The 19,452-nt window shown below is 46.0% G+C and carries 18 protein-coding genes and 1 pseudogene; all 19 read left to right on the forward strand.

The window, feature by feature from the left end; all coding sequences use genetic code 11:
- Positions 1–10 precede the first annotated feature (10 nt).
- The 19 genes and pseudogenes from L3V30_RS20195 (at position 11) to mreD (ending at position 19,449) form a co-directional block, all read left to right on the forward strand.
- Positions 11–1,456: pseudogene (locus L3V30_RS20195) on the forward strand (MSHA biogenesis protein MshI).
- Entirely contained in the window at positions 1,453–2,103 is a 651-nt protein-coding gene (gene gspM, locus L3V30_RS20200) for a type II secretion system protein GspM (protein ID WP_047009166.1), read from the forward strand. The pseudogene L3V30_RS20195 and the gene gspM overlap by 4 nt, the downstream one beginning before the upstream one ends.
- Positions 2,096–2,428 carry a hypothetical protein gene (locus L3V30_RS20205; RefSeq protein WP_046873588.1) on the forward strand — a complete coding sequence of 111 codons (333 nt, stop codon included), beginning with the start codon at positions 2,096–2,098 and terminating at the stop codon, positions 2,426–2,428. Before gspM ends, L3V30_RS20205 begins: the two co-directional genes overlap by 8 nt.
- A gap of 20 nt (positions 2,429–2,448) precedes the next feature.
- Positions 2,449–4,092 (forward strand): pilus (MSHA type) biogenesis protein MshL, encoded by a 1,644-nt coding sequence (gene mshL, locus L3V30_RS20210; protein WP_046873589.1) that lies wholly within the window; start codon positions 2,449–2,451, stop codon positions 4,090–4,092.
- 44 nt (positions 4,093–4,136) lie between these two features.
- Positions 4,137–4,982: an AAA family ATPase gene (locus L3V30_RS20215; protein ID WP_046873590.1), complete on the forward strand. Its 846-nt coding sequence runs from the start codon at positions 4,137–4,139 to the stop codon at positions 4,980–4,982.
- Complete coding sequence (locus L3V30_RS20220) at positions 4,979–6,073, forward strand: tetratricopeptide repeat protein (protein ID WP_237309660.1); 1,095 nt, start codon at positions 4,979–4,981, stop codon at positions 6,071–6,073. Before L3V30_RS20215 ends, L3V30_RS20220 begins: the two co-directional genes overlap by 4 nt.
- A complete protein-coding gene (locus L3V30_RS20225) occupies positions 6,070–7,794 on the forward strand; it encodes a GspE/PulE family protein (protein WP_114323983.1) in 1,725 nt (574 codons plus the stop codon). Before L3V30_RS20220 ends, L3V30_RS20225 begins: the two co-directional genes overlap by 4 nt.
- Before the next feature lie 8 nt (positions 7,795–7,802).
- Positions 7,803–9,026 carry a type II secretion system F family protein gene (locus L3V30_RS20230; protein ID WP_048626840.1) on the forward strand — a complete coding sequence of 408 codons (1,224 nt, stop codon included), beginning with the start codon at positions 7,803–7,805 and terminating at the stop codon, positions 9,024–9,026.
- 3 nt (positions 9,027–9,029) lie between these two features.
- Positions 9,030–9,491, forward strand: coding sequence for a hypothetical protein (locus tag L3V30_RS20235; protein ID WP_005397399.1), 462 nt, complete (start codon positions 9,030–9,032; stop codon positions 9,489–9,491).
- Between the two features lie 291 nt (positions 9,492–9,782).
- The gene (locus L3V30_RS20240) at positions 9,783–10,244 is read left to right on the forward strand and encodes a prepilin-type N-terminal cleavage/methylation domain-containing protein (protein WP_033907416.1); all 462 of its coding nucleotides are present in this window, start codon (positions 9,783–9,785) and stop codon (positions 10,242–10,244) included.
- Positions 10,245–10,314: 70 nt separating this feature from the next.
- Positions 10,315–10,548: an MSHA biogenesis protein MshA gene (locus L3V30_RS20245; RefSeq protein WP_047123887.1), complete on the forward strand. Its 234-nt coding sequence runs from the start codon at positions 10,315–10,317 to the stop codon at positions 10,546–10,548.
- A 115-nt stretch (positions 10,549–10,663) separates the two neighbouring features.
- The gene (locus tag L3V30_RS20250) at positions 10,664–11,143 is read left to right on the forward strand and encodes a prepilin-type N-terminal cleavage/methylation domain-containing protein (protein WP_237309662.1); all 480 of its coding nucleotides are present in this window, start codon (positions 10,664–10,666) and stop codon (positions 11,141–11,143) included.
- Positions 11,140–11,721, forward strand: coding sequence for a type II secretion system protein (locus L3V30_RS20255; RefSeq protein WP_237309664.1), 582 nt, complete (start codon positions 11,140–11,142; stop codon positions 11,719–11,721). The genes L3V30_RS20250 and L3V30_RS20255 overlap by 4 nt, the downstream gene beginning before the upstream one ends.
- Positions 11,721–12,434 carry a prepilin-type N-terminal cleavage/methylation domain-containing protein gene (locus L3V30_RS20260; protein WP_080525247.1) on the forward strand — a complete coding sequence of 238 codons (714 nt, stop codon included), beginning with the start codon at positions 11,721–11,723 and terminating at the stop codon, positions 12,432–12,434. Before L3V30_RS20255 ends, L3V30_RS20260 begins: the two co-directional genes overlap by 1 nt.
- Entirely contained in the window at positions 12,424–12,858 is a 435-nt protein-coding gene (locus L3V30_RS20265; protein ID WP_069505795.1) for an MSHA biogenesis protein MshP, read from the forward strand. The genes L3V30_RS20260 and L3V30_RS20265 overlap by 11 nt, the downstream gene beginning before the upstream one ends.
- A gap of 4 nt (positions 12,859–12,862) precedes the next feature.
- The gene (locus L3V30_RS20270; RefSeq protein ID WP_237309666.1) at positions 12,863–16,726 is read left to right on the forward strand and encodes a DUF6701 domain-containing protein; all 3,864 of its coding nucleotides are present in this window, start codon (positions 12,863–12,865) and stop codon (positions 16,724–16,726) included.
- Positions 16,727–16,877: 151 nt separating this feature from the next.
- The gene (locus L3V30_RS20275; RefSeq protein ID WP_005381144.1) at positions 16,878–17,921 is read left to right on the forward strand and encodes a rod shape-determining protein; all 1,044 of its coding nucleotides are present in this window, start codon (positions 16,878–16,880) and stop codon (positions 17,919–17,921) included.
- A 150-nt stretch (positions 17,922–18,071) separates the two neighbouring features.
- Positions 18,072–18,971 carry a rod shape-determining protein MreC gene (mreC, locus tag L3V30_RS20280; RefSeq protein ID WP_046873599.1) on the forward strand — a complete coding sequence of 300 codons (900 nt, stop codon included), beginning with the start codon at positions 18,072–18,074 and terminating at the stop codon, positions 18,969–18,971.
- Positions 18,961–19,449: a rod shape-determining protein MreD gene (gene mreD, locus L3V30_RS20285; RefSeq protein ID WP_012841380.1), complete on the forward strand. Its 489-nt coding sequence runs from the start codon at positions 18,961–18,963 to the stop codon at positions 19,447–19,449. Before mreC ends, mreD begins: the two co-directional genes overlap by 11 nt.
- The last annotated feature ends 3 nt before the right edge of the window (positions 19,450–19,452 follow it).

The raw sequence follows: 19,452 nt of genomic DNA on the forward strand, positions 1-19,452 counted from the left end.
GATAATAATCATGGATTTCAAAGCACTACTCGACAAGCTCAAACGATGATCTGGTGGTGGTCGTTCCTGCTTTTTGGTTATTCAGCCAGACGCCGTTTATTTATCATCTTCAATAAAAAGTGGTCGCCCATACCAATTTGATATTTCTGAATCCAATTGGGAGAAAGCCGTAGAGCAAGCATTGAGCGTTGCTGCGAGTGCGTATGATTCTCTGACGGTTGTCCTTTCTCATAACTATTATCAGATGTATCAAATCGACAAACCTGTCATGCCGCGCCAAGAATGGCCTGCAGCATTACCGTTTTTGTTGAAAGAACTGATCTCTGAGCGTGCCGTTGACATCATTGCAGATGCGGTAGAGCTACCCAATTCAACCAAAGTGCAAGCTTACGTCTTATCACGAAAAATGTTGGATAAGATCGTGTTACTGGCCAGTCGCGCCCAGTTGCCATTAGAAGCTATTCTTCCTGAAGACGACATTTGGGGAGAGACCGCAGGTGAACTAGGTAACTTCCTATTATTACAACGCAGTGTGCGTGGTCACTTCCGTATTAGCGCTTTTGTCGAAAATACTATCGCGTTCCATCGTTCGATTCGCAGTGTGACGCCACCGTTAACGGGGGTTCCGTCTAGCGAGTTACAGATGGATAGCCTCTCGTTAGAACTGCAACGTTCGATTGATTATCTTTCTTCTCAGTTGCGCCATGTGCAGCTGCATCAATTGAAAGTATGTTGTGATGAGGAGGATGAGAGTGAGCTTGTTCAGTCTCTGAACTACCGTTTAAGCACTAAAGTTTCTCCGTTATTACCACCAGAACATGAGTTATCAGGACACGTTTTAACAGATGCTGCTGCGGCTTCTAATACTCGACGCGTTAACTTATACCCTGATTACTTAAAGCCGAAAAAAGAGCTCCTGACACTAAGAAATATCGCGTTATCTTGGGGTGTCGCGGCTGCGGCCATTCTACTCTCTTACGGCTATGTGACTTGGCAGAGCAGTGGTTTAGAAGATGAAATTGCTATTGTAAAAAGCAAAGGCGATATCATGAAGTCAGAGCTTGAACGCTATCAAGTCAAGCTACGTAAGCATCAGCCCGACAATAATAAGCTGGCAGCTAAAGCCCGCTTAGAGCGTGAAGTCAAGGCGAAGCGAGACTCGCTTAAAGCCGTCGGGAAATACGATGACTCGCAGCGCACGGGTTACTCTGGCGTGATGCAATCATTAGCTAAGCTAGGAAACCAAGAAATTTCTTTGTCCGAAATTCGAATCAATAACCATACCTTAGATCTGAAGGGACTGGCGAAAAAGCCGAGCTCAGTACCAAGTTGGGTTAACCAATTTAAAACTGAGATTAGCTTGGTTGGCCGGACATTTGACGACGTCAAAATTGGCCGAAATGATAAGGATATTGTGACGTTTGAGCTAAAAACGCGCGAGGATAAAGAGAAATGAACGAATTCTGGCTCTCATTAGAAGAGCGCTTTGGCGAAATGAGCGCGCGTGAAAAATTGCTTATCGCGCTGTGTGGTTTAGTTGTCGTGATCATGTTGCTTTTTACGCTGGTACTGGAACCAAAGCTTAACGAGATCATCAGTAATGAGAGGCAACTAAGCAATTTAAAGCAAGCCAATCAAAAGATTGAAATCGACACGCTACGTATTCAAGCGCAGCTGAAGAAAGATCCAAACGCTGAGATTGATCGCTCGATATCTAACCTGCTAACAGAAAGTCAGCACCTTTCGATGCAGCTAGCGGAGATCATCGAACACCTTATTACACCTTCGCAAATGGCTGAGCTGCTGGAAAATGTATTAGAGCAGCAAAGTGGCATTCACCTTTTGTCTTTGCAAACTTTGCCATCTGAGCCAATTACGGAAGATAAAGAAGCATCGCAATACTCTGGTTACTACGTACACCCTGTACGTATGGAGCTGACTGGCGACTACTTTTCTATTGCCAATTACCTAAATAAGTTGGAGAGCCTTCCTGCCAGTTATTATTGGCGCAGCTTTAGTTACAAAGTCGAAGAGTACCCGAAAGCGAAGCTTGTGTTGGAAGTCTACACACTAGGATCTCGAGAGGAGTTTATTGGTGGTTAAAAAACTCATCATCTCATTACTTGTCATGGCTGCGGCAGGAACCGCTTGGGCGAACCAAGATCCAACGGCACCACTTGGCTGGGAAAAGCCTGCGGTTGAAACGTCAGCGAAACCAAAAGCAAAACAGTACCGACTGCCTACGCTCAACAGTATTGTGTGTAAGCCAAGTACTGCTTGTGTCGCGATTATGGATAACAAGCTTGTTGAAAAAGGCGAGCTATTTAAGGGTTATCGCGTCGCGAGCATTAATAGTGAATTTGTAACTTTAAAGCGTGGTAACCGTCAGTGGGACCTAGAGCTTTTTGGTTTAAACGTAAAAAAATAATAACCAGAGCCTGATCAGATATGCGCAAATTAGTTGTAGGAATAACGATTGCTTCTTTAATGGGATGTTCAATGGGTCACCGTGACCCAGTGGAAGTCAAAGAAGCGCTCAATGAATCTATCAATCAAGCGAACAGCCGCACGTTAGAAGAAATTCCTTCTTCTGTCGAAGCGGACCTGATGCCTAACTTAGACTCGAATGTTGCTTCAGAGCAAGGCACCTCGAAGCGTTTCCGTATTCAAGCGAATGCGGTCGATGCACGAAGCTTTTTTGCCTCTCTAGTCAAAGGCACTGAGTACAGCGTGGCGATTCATCCAGCGGTACAAGGTAATATCACCGTCAACTTGTCAGATGTTACGTTGGATGAAGTCCTGAGCGTTGTACAGAACATGTATGGCTATGATGTGGTGAAGTCTGGCAAAGTTATTCAAATCTACCCTGCTGGTATGCGTACGGTAACCATTCCTGTTGATTACCTCCAGTTCAAACGCTCTGGTCGATCATTGACGAGCATTGTCACGGGCTCAGTGACCTCGGCTGGTACGTCTAATTCTGGCGGTAGCTCAGACAGTTCTGACTCATCAGACTCTGACAATGGAAGTAACAGCGGCGATAGCTCGACGACTTCTACGGGCGGTACGCGCATCGAAACCATCACTGAAAGTGACTTCTGGCCGATGCTGCAGCAAGCCGTTGCGAATCTAATTGGTTCAGGCAAAGGACAAAGTGTTGTCGTAACACCACAAGCAGGAGTGATTACGGTTCGAGCGTTTCCAGATGATATTCGAGAAGTCCGTGAGTTCTTAGGTGTATCGCAGGAGCGCATGCAGCGTCAGGTCATTCTTGAAGCTAAAATTCTAGAAGTGACGTTGAATGATGGCTACCAACAAGGCATCAACTGGTCGAACTTATCGGCGTCAATTGGTAACTCGGGTAGTGTCGTAGTGAACCGCCCTGCGTCGGCATTACCACCGTTGGATGCGATTGGCACGCTATTGGGCGGCCAAACCAACGTGACTATCTCTGATGGCAACTTCAATGCTGTGTTGAGTTTTATGTCTACACAAGGTGACTTGAACGTTCTTTCGAGCCCTCGTATTACCGCAGCCAACAACCAAAAGTCGGTCATCAAAGTGGGTACCGATGAGTATTTTGTTACCGAGTTATCGAGCAATGCAGGCAACGGTGAAAACTCAAATGCCGTTCCAGAAGTGGAATTGACACCATTCTTCTCAGGTATCTCTCTCGATGTGACTCCGCAAATTGATAACAAAGGCAATGTGTTCCTGCATGTTCACCCTGCGGTTATTGAAGTCTCGGAAGAAGTGAAGAAATTGAACTTGGGCGGTGAGTTCCAAAACATCCAATTGCCATTGGCAAAAAGCTCTATTCGTGAATCTGACTCGGTTATTCGTGCTAAAGATGGCGATGTTGTGGTTATCGGCGGTTTGATGAAACAGCAAAATCGTGAGCTTGTTTCTAAAGTCCCATTCTTAGGCGATGTGCCCGCATTGGGGCATTTGTTCCGCAACGTAAATAACGTGACTGAGAAAACAGAATTGGTCATCTTGCTAAAACCGACCGTAGTTGGTGTGAACTCTTGGCAGAAAGAGCTAGAGCGCTCTCGTGATCTGCTGCAAGAGTGGTTCCCAGATGCGCAATAAGCGCGGGGAAAGGTTCCGTTTTTCAATGAGTTTGTGATTCGAGTATGTACTTGTCACATTTTGGATTTCGAGTTCAGCCTTTTTCGTTAACCCCAAACACAGAAATGTTCTTGGGGTTAGTCCCTCACTATGAGGCGATCCAAACCATTTTAGCCGCTGTGCAAATGGGAGAAGGGGTGATTAAGGTGACGGGAGAAGTCGGCACCGGAAAAACCATGGTGTGTCGTAAGTTAATTGAGCAGATTGAATCTGAAGTCGAGCTGATTTACTTACCTAATCCAGTTTTGAATGGAGAGCAGTTGCAGTTTGCTGTCGCCAGAGAGTTAGGCATCGAGAACGATGACCCGCTACGTATTGTTTCTCTCATTCAAGAACACCTGATTCAAGTGCATTCTGCGGGAAAGAAAACCGTCTTGATCGTCGATGAAGCGCAAGCTCTTTCTCCACAAGCTTTAGAAACATTGCGTCTGTTCGGTAACCTAGAAACGGAACAAGATAAACTCATTCAACTGGTGTTATTCGGACAACCTGAGTTGGATGAGCGGTTAGCCAGCCACGAGCTAAGGCAGTTTCGTCAACGTATTACGTTTAGTTGTCAGCTGCGTCCTCTTTCTATCGATGAAGGCGTGGCTTACATCAATAATCGTTTAGACAAGGCAGGCAATGGAGCGCACATTTTTTCTATTGAGCAGAAAAAAGCGATTTGGCGTTCATCCATGGGGATTCCACGTTTGATCAACCAAATTAGCCACAAGTCGTTGCTTGCGGCATTTAATGATCGTTGCACACTATTAAAAAATCATCACGTTTACGCAGCTATGCACGATACGTTTGATGCCCGTAAACCTAAGTTTAAAACACCCGTATTTTGGGGATGGAGTCAACCTTGAGTGCCATCAATAAAGCATTATCAGAACTCGCTGAAAAAACATCACCGTCAGAGCTTACTCGTGCGGACATTCCCAACGTTTCACGCAGTAAACCTTGGCTTTGGCTCGTTGCTGGTTTCTCGTTAAGCCTTGCGGTGGGCGGCTGGGCGGTCTCTCGCGGTCCTATCCCTTCAGGCGAGCTTTCATCTGCTCAAACAGAAACCATGCCATTGTCGTCAGTGAATGCTTCGTCAATCACATCATCAGAGCGTACTCATTCGCCAACGAGTAAAATGACGCCCGAGACAGCCCATGTGGTTTACACGAAGCCAGTGACACAATCGGCTGCGCAACAGCTTCATATGCCTGAGACTGATAGGTTCACGCCAAGAGCGGAGGTAAATGCGGTCTCTGAAGATGCAGTGCTACTCGCGCAAGTGGCAACGATGCCAAGCGATGAGCAATCTAATCACGTAACCCGCACGACAGCAGAAAACAGTTCAATGCATATTGAGCAGGTTGAGCTGACGCACCGCCAGTTATCTCTTAAAGCGGTTAGCCGAGCGGAAAAAGCACTGGATGCTAATGATATGCAAACGGCGTTGTCCGCTTATGCTGAGGCGTTACGTTATGAGCCAATGAATGCAGACACGCGTCAAAAATTATCGGCGTTGTACTTTGGCAAAGGCGACACGCGTAAAGCGTATGAGATTATCCAAGAAGGCATCAACCTTGACACGAACAACCAAGTACTTCGCTTGGCCTTGTCTAAGTTGTTAGTGAAAGCCAATCAACCTGAAGCGGCGCTGAGTCCGCTTGTGCATTTGCCTCCAAGACCAAGTCGAGATTACTTGGCGATGCGTGCGGCATTGGCACAAAAACACAAGCAGAATGATATTGCGCTTGAGAGTTATCAACTCCTTACTCAGCGTGAGCCGGAAAATGCGCGCTGGTGGCTAGGTTTAGCGATTCAACAAGAGCGCGCTCTGACGTTTACCGCCGCGATCAACTCTTACAACCAAGCTCTGGGTAAAGTTGGCATTTCGAATCAATCGCAAGCGTTTATTCGTGACCGTTTGAGCATCTTGAAACAGCTGGAGAATGCACAATGAAAATTCAGTTGAGAAAACGCTTAGGCGATCTTCTGGTTGAAGAAGGTATCGTCTCTGAAGAGCAAATCCAGCAAGCACTAAACGCACAACGTAGTACCGGGCAGAAGCTGGGTGATGCGTTAATTGATCTCGGCTTTATTACTGAGAAGCAAATGTTGGACTTCTTGTCCCAACAACTTGGTTTGCCATTGATCGATCTTGGTCGCGCCCCTGTGGATGCGGAAGCGGTACAGATTCTACCTGAGGTACACGCACGTCGCTTACGTGCGATGGTCGTTGCTCGAAATGGGGACACGTTGCGCGTTGCCATGAGTGACCCTGCGGATTTGTTCATCCAAGAGTCACTGATGAATTTGCTAGGTGAATACAACCTTGAGTTCATCGTGGCTTCAGAGCGCCAACTTATTTCAAGCTTTGACCGTTATTATCGCCGCACTAAAGAGATCGCTTCTTTCGCGGAACAGTTGCATGAAGAGCATAAAGACGAGCAAAGCTTCGATTACGGTATTGATGGAACCGACAGTGAGGAAGTTACCGTTGTAAAGCTGGTTAATTCCATGTTTGAAGATGCGGTACAAGTCGGGGCATCGGATATTCATATTGAGCCAGACGATCAGATTTTGCGCTTACGTCAGCGTATTGATGGTGTACTGCATGAAACCATCCTGAATGAAGTGAATATCGCATCGGCTTTAGTTCTTCGATTGAAGTTGATGGCGCACCTAGACATCTCTGAGAAGCGCTTGCCGCAAGATGGCCGATTCAATATCAAAGTGCGTGGTCAATCAATCGATATTCGTATGTCGACGCTACCAACGCAATACGGGGAGTCCGTAGTAATGCGTCTGCTTAACCAGTCTGCTGGTTTGCGTCCATTAGAAGAGTCAGGTTTGCCGCCAGATTTGCTTGCTCGTTTACGTCGACAGTTGGCTCGTCCGCACGGCATGATCTTGGTGACGGGGCCGACAGGTTCAGGTAAAACCACCACGCTTTACGGCGCATTAAGTGAGCTCAACGAGCCAGGGAAAAAGATCATTACAGCAGAAGATCCGGTCGAATACCGTTTGCCTCGCATCACTCAGGTACAGGTAAACAGTAAGATCGATCTGACTTTCTCGCGTGTGCTTCGAACCTTCTTGCGTCAAGACCCAGACATCATTCTCGTCGGTGAGATGCGTGACCAAGAGACGGTAGAAATTGGTCTGCGAGCTGCATTAACGGGTCACTTAGTATTGAGCACTCTTCACACCAATGATGCTGTCGACAGTGCGTTACGCATGATCGATATGGGCGCACCGGGTTACTTGGTTGCCAGTGCGGTCAGAGCCGTGGTGGCGCAGCGTCTTGTTCGCCGTGTTTGTCCAGACTGCAAAACAGAAGACCATCTAGACGAGTCACGCCAACAGTGGTTAGCTGGGCGTTTTCCAAACCAAGTAGGGACCACTTTTTATAAAGGTGTAGGCTGTCAAAACTGTAACTTGACTGGTTATCGAGGCCGAATTGGTGTGTTTGAAATGCTCGAACTTGAGCAAGAAATGATGGATAAATTGCGCGCCAATGATGCGGTTGGCTTTGCCCAAGCCGCGCGTCGCTCAGAAAACTATAAGCCACTGCTTGCTTCTGCAATGGAACTGGCGCTACAAGGTACCGTCAGTTTGGATGAAGTGATGACCCTAGGTGAAGGTGACGCTTCTGGTAAGACTGATCCCATTTTCATATAGGTAAGTGAATGCCAACTTTTCGTTATCAAGGCCGCACGCTAGACGGCTCATCCACTAACGGCAAAATCGAAGCAGTGAACTCAGAGGCTGCAGCGGAAGCGTTGATGAACAAAGGGATCATCCCGCTCAATGTGCGGTTAGAGAAAGAGTCGGCAAAAAGCCAAATGAGCTTGTCTAAGCTATTTGTGCCAGCCATTCCATTGGAAGTGATCATTCTTTTCTCTCGCCAGTTGTTTAGCTTAACTAAAGCGGGCGTACCGTTGCTGCGTTCTATGCGTGGCCTGCTGCAAAATTGTGAAAACAAACAGCTCAAAGAGGCACTGGAAGATGTCGTTTCTGAACTGAGTAATGGCCGAGGTTTGTCTTCTGCGATGCAGCAACACAGCAAAGTATTCAGCCCACTGTTCGTTTCTATGATCAACGTAGGTGAGAATACGGGTCGACTCGATCAAGCACTATTGCAACTGGCGAATTACTACGAGCAGGAACTCGAGACTCGTAAACGCATCAAAGCGGCGATGCGTTATCCGACGTTTGTCATTATCTTTATCACTATCGCCATGTTTATATTGAATATCTTGGTGATCCCTGAGTTTGCATCGATGTTTACGCGCTTTGGTGTTGAGTTACCACTGCCGACGCGTATTTTGATCGCTACTTCTAATTTCTTTGTTAATTATTGGGTGTTGTTGATTGTGGCAATGATTGGCGCGTTTGCGGTTTTCAGAGCCTGGGTGGCGACGGCTGATGGTCGGGAAAAGTTCGATAAGTTTCGGCTTCGGCTGCCAATTGTAGGCGATATCGTTAATCGCGCGCAGCTTTCTCGTTTTGCCAGAACCTTCTCGTTGATGCTGAAATCAGGCGTTCCACTTAACCAGTCTTTAGCTTTAGCCGGGGAAGCCCTGGGGAACCGCTTTTTAGAAAATCGAATTCTTGAGATGAAATCCGCGATTGAAGCGGGTAGCACCATTTCAGTAACTGCCATCAACAGTAAAATCTTTACCCCTTTGGTGATTCAGATGATTGCAGTAGGGGAAGAAACCGGTCGTATTGATGAGCTGCTGCTGGAAGTGTCGGATTTTTACGATAGAGAAGTTGATTACGATCTAAAAACACTAACCGCAAGAATAGAACCGCTACTTTTGGTGATTGTCGCCGGCATGGTCATGGTGCTAGCACTGGGTATCTTCCTGCCAATGTGGGGAATGCTAGACATCATCAAAGGCGGCTAATAGGTGGTTGAAAATCAAAGTCGAGCGACGCTAATCGTTTTTGGGGTAATTGCTACCATCATTGCTGTTGGCTTGGCGGTCAAATTACGTCCTGTTACCGAGCAGGCGCAGGTGACTGGAGCGAAGTTGGCGAGAGTTTGGATGCAAGATAGTGTTCAGCGTTATCGTCAAGCTTGGCTCGTAAAAGGCGAGCCAGAACATATGCTGATGGATGGTTTTAATCTCACGATGACTGAGGGCGGGCTAGTGTCTCCCTTTACTCAACAAGGTGTTTTAGATTGTGGTTATTGGCTAGCAGTGCATTATCCACAACGTAAAATAATGACCAATAAGTTAATAGATATCAGTGGAGCCATCAAAACTGATCGTTATGTCTGTCACTATACTTATGAAAATGGTCAGTCGATTGTAGTTATTTCAACAGCTAATCAACTGAAAATAGACGTCGAAATGTCGGCGGAGTGAATTTTTTGACACCTAATCACTATAATTGGTATTGAAAGTCGGTATAATGCAATCATTACCATAAGTAAGAAGCTGTAATAGAGGGTAAACAATAATGTGTTTTTCTCATTGCAGCATGAACTGAATAATGGCGAATCGTCATTCTGCTCAAGCGGTAGATACAGTATCCACTTCACGGTCAGTTTTAGTGAACGTTGCTGCCCCAAACCGTTTTGACAATATCCAAAATGGTCGCGTGACCTAAACGAAACTTTGCAGTTGTACTGCATGCTTACATAGAGAGAGTAAACAATGAAAAGACAAGGTGGTTTCACCCTTATCGAATTGGTAGTGGTAATTGTAATCCTAGGTATTCTAGCGGTCACTGCAGCACCACGTTTCCTTAACCTGCAAGATGATGCTCGTGAGTCTGCTCTTCAAGGCCTGAAAGGTGCCATTGATGGTGGTTCTGGTATTGCTTTTGGAAAAGCTGCAATTGAGAGTCAGGATGGTCCAACTGGTTCTATCAGTGCTGCCGGCAAAACTTTGAACCTTGTTTATGGTTACCCTAAAGCAACTAAAGATGATTTAGAATTAGTGGTTGATGGTCTGGATACTGATTGGGCTAAGAAAGCTTCAAGTGGCGCTGATACGGGTGTTCTATTCGGTATTAAAGGTTTTTCTGATAGCTGTGTGCTTTACACACAAGCTACAGAAAACGTTCCAGCGAAAACCTCTATTGTTGAAGGCTCTGCTAGCTGTACAGACGAGTAATTTCTTTAATATAAAGGCCAGCTAGTCTGGCCTTTATCTCTTTATTTTGATGAATATCGGAATAGCTCATATGCGTAAATCATCGGGTCTTAGTGCAATAGAGTTTGTGGTTGTGCTGATTATCTTGGGGGTGATCGGTTATGTGGTATTACCAAGATTTATCAGCTTTGAGCCAGAAACTTACGAAGCGAAGTGGGAGCAAACCAAGCAGACCGCTGAGCACGTTTCTGAAACGCTGAGCAATAAAGAAACTTACGATCGAATTGAAGAAGAGATTAGTCGTTCAAAGGGGAAAAATAACTAGACATTGGTTATTTGTTCGTCTGTTCACATTTCGAATCGAAAAATTATAAACCTATCATTAATCTCATAATTTCATCGTATACTTATCTCGCTTGTTCTAAGCCTAAGGTTGGGTTATGAAAATTCGCAGCTCTGCATTAGGATTCACGTTAATGGAGTTAATCCTCGTGATTGTCCTCCTCTCTATCCTTTCACTTGTTGCAACTAGCCGTTTTATGGGCTCTAGCAGTTTCTCTGCATATACATTACAAGAACGAGTGATTTCTGTGATTCGCCAAGTGCAGGTGAATCGTATGCAGTCTAATGTTGCAAGTCCTGACAACAATTTTCGTTTACAAGTTTCTAGCTCATGTGTTGGTTCGGTTGTTGCCTGTGCACTAACAGGTAGTGCACAAGATGCCCGTAGTGACGTGGTTATCGATAAGTCCGCAAAGTTTTCCGTTATCAGCGGTGCCGCAAGTACAATTAATTTTAACCTTCTCGGTAATCCTGTAAGTGGTGCTGTAAACATCTTAATTGAAGATAAACATGGTCGAAGCCGTTGCCAAGTTGAAATTAATTCTCAAGGTTATGTTTCTAAAGGTACATGCTCATGAAGAAATCTAGTGGCATGACGTTAATAGAAATGATCATCGCGATTGTTTTAATGGGCATTGCGATGGTGGCGTTTACTTCTTTTCTTGTCCCTCAAATTCGAGATTCCGCCATTCCTCATTATCAAACTCGTGCCGCTGCATTAGGCCAAGGTTTTATGTCTCAGATGTTGGCGCGAGGCTTTGATGAGAACAGCGATTTTGATGGTGGTACTGTTCGATGTGGTGAGAATGGAGTGAGCTGCACTGACGTAAATAAATTAGGTGCGGATAAAAAACTAGACGGTTCTTTGGAAACAACGCCTAGTGATTTCAACGATGTAGATGACTATATCGGGTGTTGGAGCACATCTACAACGGCTTCTCAGTGTGATGGTTCCCCTAGAGGGAATATCAGTGATGTACTTGGTGCGGACAGTACAGAGCAGTACAAAAACTTTAGATTAGAAGTTAGCGTTGCGTATGATGATCTGACGGATAAAGCTCCCGATGAAATAACCGACTACAAGAAAGTAACATTAAGGATTTTTGCGGGAAACACGCAGCCCCTTACTTTAACAGCTATTAAGGGGAACTACTGATGAAAGATCGTGGTTTCACCTTAATGGAAATGATAGTTACGATTGTAGTCGGCAGCTTCATCATGTTGGGGATAGCTGGGTATGTCCAGTTAGGAATGAAAGGTTACGCTGATACTATCGATCGCCAACGAATACAAACACAGGCTCAGTTTGTTTTAGAAAAGATGACGCGTGAAATCCGCCATGCTGTACCTAATAGTTTTCATGTGCCAAAAGGAACAACTAATTGTCTAGAGTTTGTGCCGATTGAATATTCTGGTTTTTACACGTTTAAGAATAATGACTTAGAGTTTTTGCTAGGTAATGACTCAACGCTTAATCCTATTCCTGCGAATCGCAGGATGGTGATAAATCCGAGCCGATATGAAGATTTACAATCAACTTCTTCGCGAAATATAGCCATTGGTGGTTTAGCTAAAACAGGTAAGGTTTTTGTTGTTAGTGGGGGGGCAAGTACGATTACGGGATCCTCTGTTTCTAGCCGTCTTTATATTTATCAAGAGAAGTCGGAGGTTCGCTACTGTTTTGATACCAAGCGAGTTACGCGAAATGGTATTACGGTTGCGGATAGTGTCGATACGTCCGTAAGTGGTATGCGTTATCTAGAGCCAACTTTGCAACGAGGTGGTTTAGTTCATATCAATTTAGAGTTTGAGCAGGATGGTGAACGTAGTGTGTATCAACAAGATGTGCAGGTGCTCAATGTCCCGTAGAAGAAACTCCATCGGAAATGTACTAATCATCGTGTTGTTCGTCATTATTGTGATGGGATATTTGGCTTCCTCTTTAATGAAAGTGACATGGTCGAACCAAAGCGGATTAACAAGAGAGTTTTTGGGAACAAAAGCTTGGTTTGTTGCTCAGTCTGCAAATGAGTGGGCACTGACCAAGATGTATCCGTTAAATGCCAGTACAACAGATATCGCGGCCGTATGCAGTGGGGAGGTCAGCGGTGCCGTTCCTCAAGTAGCTGTGGGAAGTGGGTGCAAGGTTAATGCGATGGCATGTACAAATATAGGTACTTTCAATGAGGGTACCCTTGATGCTGAATCTCTGTTTAGGGTGCAGGCCACGGCAACGTGTGGTTCTGGGGTTATACAGGTACAGCGTCAGCAAGAGGTTTGGGTAAAGGATTAGAATAATGAAAAAGACCATACTATTTTTAATTTCGCTATCACTGTCTGCCTTTTCGTATGCTAAGGCAGTGACACATGATTTGGCCGACTCGGGGGGCAATATTTGTGATGATAGTGGTGCTGGTCAACTCGATGGTATGGTTTACCGCTGCAGCACCGGCAGTCTCACGCTGAGGAATGGTGACTCCGTCATCTATAGTGGTAACTCTGGTGGTAAACCGATCACACTAGAAGTTATGCATGGTGATATTACGCTTGAAGGTAATAATAGCGTAGGGAGCCAGCAGCAGAGAATCAACCTGAAAACTTCAAGCGCATCTTCGAGTTTGCAAGTGATGAAGCCATCTGAAAATAAAAAGAATAAGAAGAAAGACTCAAATGGCTATAGAGACATAGTAATTAAAAATGGCAGCACAGTCTGGGGTGACATATATGCTCACAACGATGTGACGATCAAAAACAGTGTTATCCGGGGCAATATCACCTCTGATGGTGGTGGTGTAATCACTGAAGCTTCCGGCAATAAAATCTTTGGTAATGTTACGGCTTTACATGATGTCACAATCAAGCAGGCCTTAGTTTGCGGCACGCTGGAATCTAAAGGGCTCACGGTTACAGTTGAAAACTCTAAAACTAATGGTCAAGGCGACGGTGGAGGCAACCACAATGGCGTTTTTGCCTTGCATGATGCCATTAAATCACATGGTCAAGTAACACTAAAACAGGCGGATGTTTGCGGTTCGATTAGCTCCCAAGCGAGTCAGTATAATTACAAACAAGATAGAAGATACTGTGGAGTAAACGAGCCAAATTGTAACTATGCTCCAGCCGGTAAATGTTCAATATCGGATGTGAAAGCGGTTTGTGGTTGGGATGTTGAACCAGAGCCTAAGCAGTGTAAGCCATTACCACCCGAAAACTTCGATAATGGTAGCCTAGCTAACTGGTCAGTGATGGGTTTTGAAAGCAGTACCCAGCCGCAGACGAACAATGGGCGTTTCAGGCTGAATGAAAGTATACGTCGTCAGGCCACGGCGTCGGCCTACAATTATATCTTTCCATCGGCACAAAACTATTTGCAGATTGAGTTTGACCATTACGCCTTTGGTGGTGATGGTGCTGATGGTATAGCTCTGGTGCTGTCGGATGCCAATGTGCTGCCGAAAACCGGTGCCTTTGGCGGCCCGCTGGGCTACGGGATGAAGCTGCAGAAAAACCACAGCGAAGAAGTGACTAAAGACATTGAAGGCTTTGCTGGAGGCTGGCTAGGAATCGGTCTTGATGAATACGGTAACTATTACCGTACTGGTGGAGAGGTTGTTGATAAATATTCACCACGAAAACAGAACTTGATAGGTGTTCGTGGTCCCGGCTCCACGGACTCAAATGGTCAGTGGCTTAAGGGCTATAAATACATTAAGGGCTATGAACCTAGTCGAAAAGATCTGCCAGTTGAAGATATTGATGGTCCCCGCAGTGGCTTACATAAATACAGAATCGTGCTCAACTCACGTGAGGCAGGTAAATATTATCTCTCGGTCGAAAGAAAAATAGATACAGGAGAATGGAAAACACTAATCGAGAAGTTTGATGTACTTCAGCAGGGCAGCTTTAATACGGTGCCAGAGAATTTCCGCCTTTCTGTCACCGCATCAACCGGTTGGTCGACCAATACTCATGAGATTGATAACTTCCAGGTTTGTGCCGATGAGGCCATCCCGCTGACCGAAGGCATCCACCACTTTGAGTTTGATTATTCGGGCTCAGGCAGCACTTGTCAGGCCTCTCAAGTGGAGCTGCGAGCGTGCATGAATGCGGACTGTAGCAAGCGCTATCCGCGTGACGCATACAATAACGGGATGCTTAAGCCACTCAATGTGACGCTGACGCCTTCGGCGGGGCATGACATTGCTAACTGGGTCGGTGGTACACAGGTAACTGTTCAAAACCAGAAGGAATTAGCGCTAAAGGCTTCGGAATCTGGCACTATTACCATGGGCGTGGCCAGCAGCTCGGTACCGCAGTTTGGTTTTGAAGGTGCACGCTGTCGTATTAATGGCGGCGAGCTCTCGGCAGAGAACTGTGAGGTGACTTTCGTTAAGAATGTTTTAGCGGTCAACGTGGCCGATGTGGTGGCCAACCGCCAAAGCCAGGGTGAGGATCACTTGTCGTTCTGTTCTGCTCAGGCAGATGCGGACGGTGAGTCGCGCAACGTGAGAATGTCGATGGCGTATGAAGTTGCACCGGTTGATAAAACTCAGCCGGTGTCGATCTGGTACAAGAGAAAGGTCGGCAACAACACGGTCGACTGGACAAGTGAGCCAACTTTACTTCAGACACAAAGTACAGTGTTGAATAATGTGTATTTTGACTCGCAGGGCAAGGCGTACTTTAAAATTAAGTATCCGGAAGCCGGCAAAGTGAAACTCAATGCGAGCGTCGATGGTGTGGGCGATTCTGCCGGCTTTGCCAGCTTTGTCAGCTTCCCTGAGTATCTGAAGCTAACGGCAACCAAAGCGGATAAAAAAGGTACCTGCACCAAGGCCGTTTCTGGCTGTAGCAACAGTTTTGTTGCCGCTGGTGAGTTGTTTGACCTGACCGTGACCGCCTATCAGGCGGCGGATGGAAATACAGAAAAGGTCGCAAAAAACTACCAGGAGCCGGCCATTACTATCGCCAACAGCGTGAAATACCCGGCTGAGGGGGCTTCAGCCACTCTGTTGAATACATCACTGCCGGAGGGGAGCAAATGGGCAAATGGTAAGGTGATGCTGCCGCAGTCGGTCTCGGAAGTCGGCGCATTTGAATTTAGCGTAGCTGCACCAGTTGCGAGTGATGAAAACGGCAAACCGCTGGCTACCTCAAGCTATTTAGGTAGTAGCGCGTTCAAAATTAAGGATGCAGTAGCGACAATAGGCCGCTTCTATCCGGCTTACTTTAACGTTACGGAAACCAACTGGGACTATCCGGATAACCAGGGCGAGTCGGCCTACATGGGGCAGGCATTCGATTCGGTAAGCTTTGCTGTGACCGCCTATAACGCCAGTGGCGGCGCGACACAAAACTACGGTTTGTTTGCCAGTGGATTAAAAGCCGATTTCTATCTGTCCGGTGAACATTCGGATCGCTTGAATATCGCGAATGCGGATCTCGGCGATAAAAACTGGAGCGGCGCGGTGTGGCGTAAGCAGTGGGATAATTCGGTTCAATGGAGCAAACCAATTTTGCCCGATGGGCCGTTTAACTCGAAAGTGGTGGTGGACAAATCTACCAGTACCTCGATTGGCCTGTCATTGAGCAACTCAGGTGGTAAAACCAGTAGCTATGTTGACCCGACATTATTCAGGTTTAAAAGTAGCGTTAATGGCAATGAACGATTGACTACCAACGTGGCTCAAGCATTGCTGGCACAACCGGATGTGCGCTTTGGTCGCATCGCTCTTGATGATGTTGGTGGAAATCAAGGGGCGACCTTACATATTCCTCTAAGAATCGAATACTGGAATGATAGCCGCTTTATTGTTAATCAAGATGACAGCCAGACAAAAGTTATGGGAGTGATGGAAAAGGATTCCTTGAGTCACATTTGGCCAAAAGATAATAGTGCAAAAGACGTAATTCTAGGCGATGGTGGGACCGTTTCCTCAGGTTCTTCTCGTTCTGTTACTGCAACTCAAGCTGAACCATACCGTCAGCAAACGCGCGTTTGGTTAGATCTTGATGATTCAAAAAATGGCTTACCTTGGCTCAAATACGACTGGGATAAAGATGGCTCCGAAGAAAACCCATCCTCCGTCGTCACCTTTGGTATTCACCGTGGTAACGATCGCGTGATTTACCGTGGTGAGCCTGGGTTAACCGGACAGTAACAACTTAGGTTTTTGGCCTTAAGTTAGGAAACTGCAAGAAATTGAGGCTTTCTGCTCATGTTTGTGTACCAATACCTTGCTGTGACAGCGAGGCATTGGTACATTTAGAGCAATTTTTGTCTTCTATATTTTTGCAGGATGAGCGAAGAGTATGTTTAAGAAACTTCGTGGCATGTTTTCTAACGATCTATCTATCGATTTAGGTACAGCCAACACTCTAATTTACGTAAAAGGGCAAGGAATTGTCCTTGATGAACCTTCTGTAGTTGCTATTCGTCAAGATCGTGTAGGTTCTGCAAAAAGCGTTGCTGCAGTCGGTCACGCAGCAAAACAGATGCTTGGTCGTACACCTGGCAACATTTCCGCTATCCGCCCAATGAAAGACGGCGTAATCGCTGATTTCTACGTAACCGAAAAAATGCTTCAGCACTTTATCAAACAAGTGCATGACAACAGCATCCTAAAGCCAAGCCCACGTGTTCTTGTTTGTGTTCCTTGTGGTTCTACCCAAGTTGAGCGTCGCGCAATTCGTGAATCAGCTCTCGGTGCTGGCGCGCGTGAAGTTTACCTAATCGACGAGCCAATGGCGGCGGCAATTGGCGCTGGTCTGCGCGTGTCTGAGCCGACAGGTTCAATGGTGGTTGATATCGGTGGTGGTACAACTGAAGTTGCGGTTATCTCTCTAAACGGTGTGGTTTACTCATCGTCAGTACGTATCGGTGGTGATCGCTTTGATGAAGCCGTGATCAACTACGTACGTCGTAACTACGGCAGCTTGATTGGTGAAGCCACGGCTGAAAAGATCAAACACGAAATCGGTTCTGCTTACCCTGGTGATGAAGTTCAAGAGATTGAAGTTCGCGGTCGTAACCTTGCAGAGGGTGTACCACGCAGCTTTAGCTTGAACTCAAACGAGATCTTAGAAGCGCTTCAAGAGCCGTTATCTGGCATTGTATCAGCAGTCATGGTTGCACTAGAACAGTGTCCACCGGAGCTTGCTTCAGACATTTCTGAAAATGGTATGGTTCTAACCGGTGGCGGTGCGCTACTGAAAGATCTCGATCGACTATTAATGGAAGAAACCGGTATCCCTGTGGTTATCGCGGAAGATCCACTAACGTGTGTTGCGCGTGGTGGCGGTAAAGCACTAGAAATGATCGACATGCACGGTGGCGATCTGTTCTCTGAAGAATAAAGGTTTAGGTGAAGCTCATGTCGGGTTTCACCTTCATTTCTGCTCTCTCTGTAATTCAAACATGCTCCATACCTAAAAGTATTTATTTAAGTATTTTTAGGTTGCCAAGTAAGGCTCAATAATCATGGAAGCAATCAGGTCAAAAACAAGATGAAACCGATTTTTGGCAGAGGTCCGTCTCTGCAATTACGTCTGTTTTTTGCTGTCATCGTGTCGGCGAGCTTAATGCTGGCTGATAGTCGTCTAGATACGTTTTCCAACGTCCGATACTTATTGAACAGTATGGTTGCGCCCATTCAATACGCAGCCAATTTGCCTCGCAGCATGTTCGATGGCGTATTTGAACGTTTTAATACTCGTCAGGCATTAGTTGAAGGCAATCGCAACTTAAAGCGAGAAGTGCTACGCCTGAAAAGCGAGCTGATCTTGCTCGATCAATATAAAGAAGAAAACCAACGTCTACGCAAATTGTTAGGCTCTTCATTTGTCCGGGATGAAAAGAAAGTCGTAACTGAAGTGATGGCGGTTGATACTTCACCTTATCGTCATCAAGTGGTGATTGATAAAGGACAAATAGACGGTGTGTACGTCGGACAGCCAGTGATCAACGAAAAAGGCATTGTTGGTCAAGTCACGTTTGTCGCAGCGCACAACGCACGTGTTCTGTTGCTAACGGATGCGAAAAATGCGATTCCTGTCCAGGTGATCCGTAACGATATTCGAGTGATCGCGTCGGGCAATGGTGAAATGGATGAAATCCAACTGGAGCACATTCCAACCAGTACTGATATTCAGGTTGGCGATCTATTGGTGACATCCGGCCTAGGTGGAATTTACCCAGAGGGATACCCAGTCGCGACGGTTACCAATGTGGATCACGATACGCGCCAAGAGTTTGCATCAATCAAGGCTGAGCCAGTTGTAGAGTTTGATCGCTTACGTTACCTACTGCTGATTTGGCCGAATGAAGATCGTCAACACAAAGTGCTGCGATCCAATGTGGAAGAAGGGTTAGAGCAAGAAGAACAAGAGGTAACTGATGGCCAATAATGTAGTGAGCAGCCGAATGGTGATTGGTGTCAGTTTCTTCGTTGCGCTGGTATTGCAAACCATTCCGTGGCCAGGTGTGTTAGATGTTTTACGTCCATCATGGTTGTTCCTTGTCACGTGTTATTGGGTGTTGGCACTGCCGCACCGAGTGAACGTTGGAACCGCGCTAGTGCTGGGCTTATTATGGGATATCTTGATCGGATCAACGCTTGGAATTCGCGGCATGATGATGTCGATTGTCATCTATCTGGTGGCGTTGAATTTCCTATTGATTCGTAACATGGCATTGTGGCAACAGTCGATTTTAATTGCCTTTTTTACTGCGCTATTGGAAGTTTTGATATTCTGTGGGGAATATTTGAACCAGGACGTAGTATTTAATCCATTATCTCTGTGGACGGCGGCAATAAACTGTATACTTTGGCCATGGATGTTTTTATTAATGCGACGAGTTCGTCGTGCATGGCACGTAAGGTAAAGC

Source organism: Vibrio sp. A1-1 (genome assembly GCF_021728175.1).
GTDB lineage: Bacteria > Pseudomonadota > Gammaproteobacteria > Enterobacterales > Vibrionaceae > Vibrio > Vibrio diabolicus.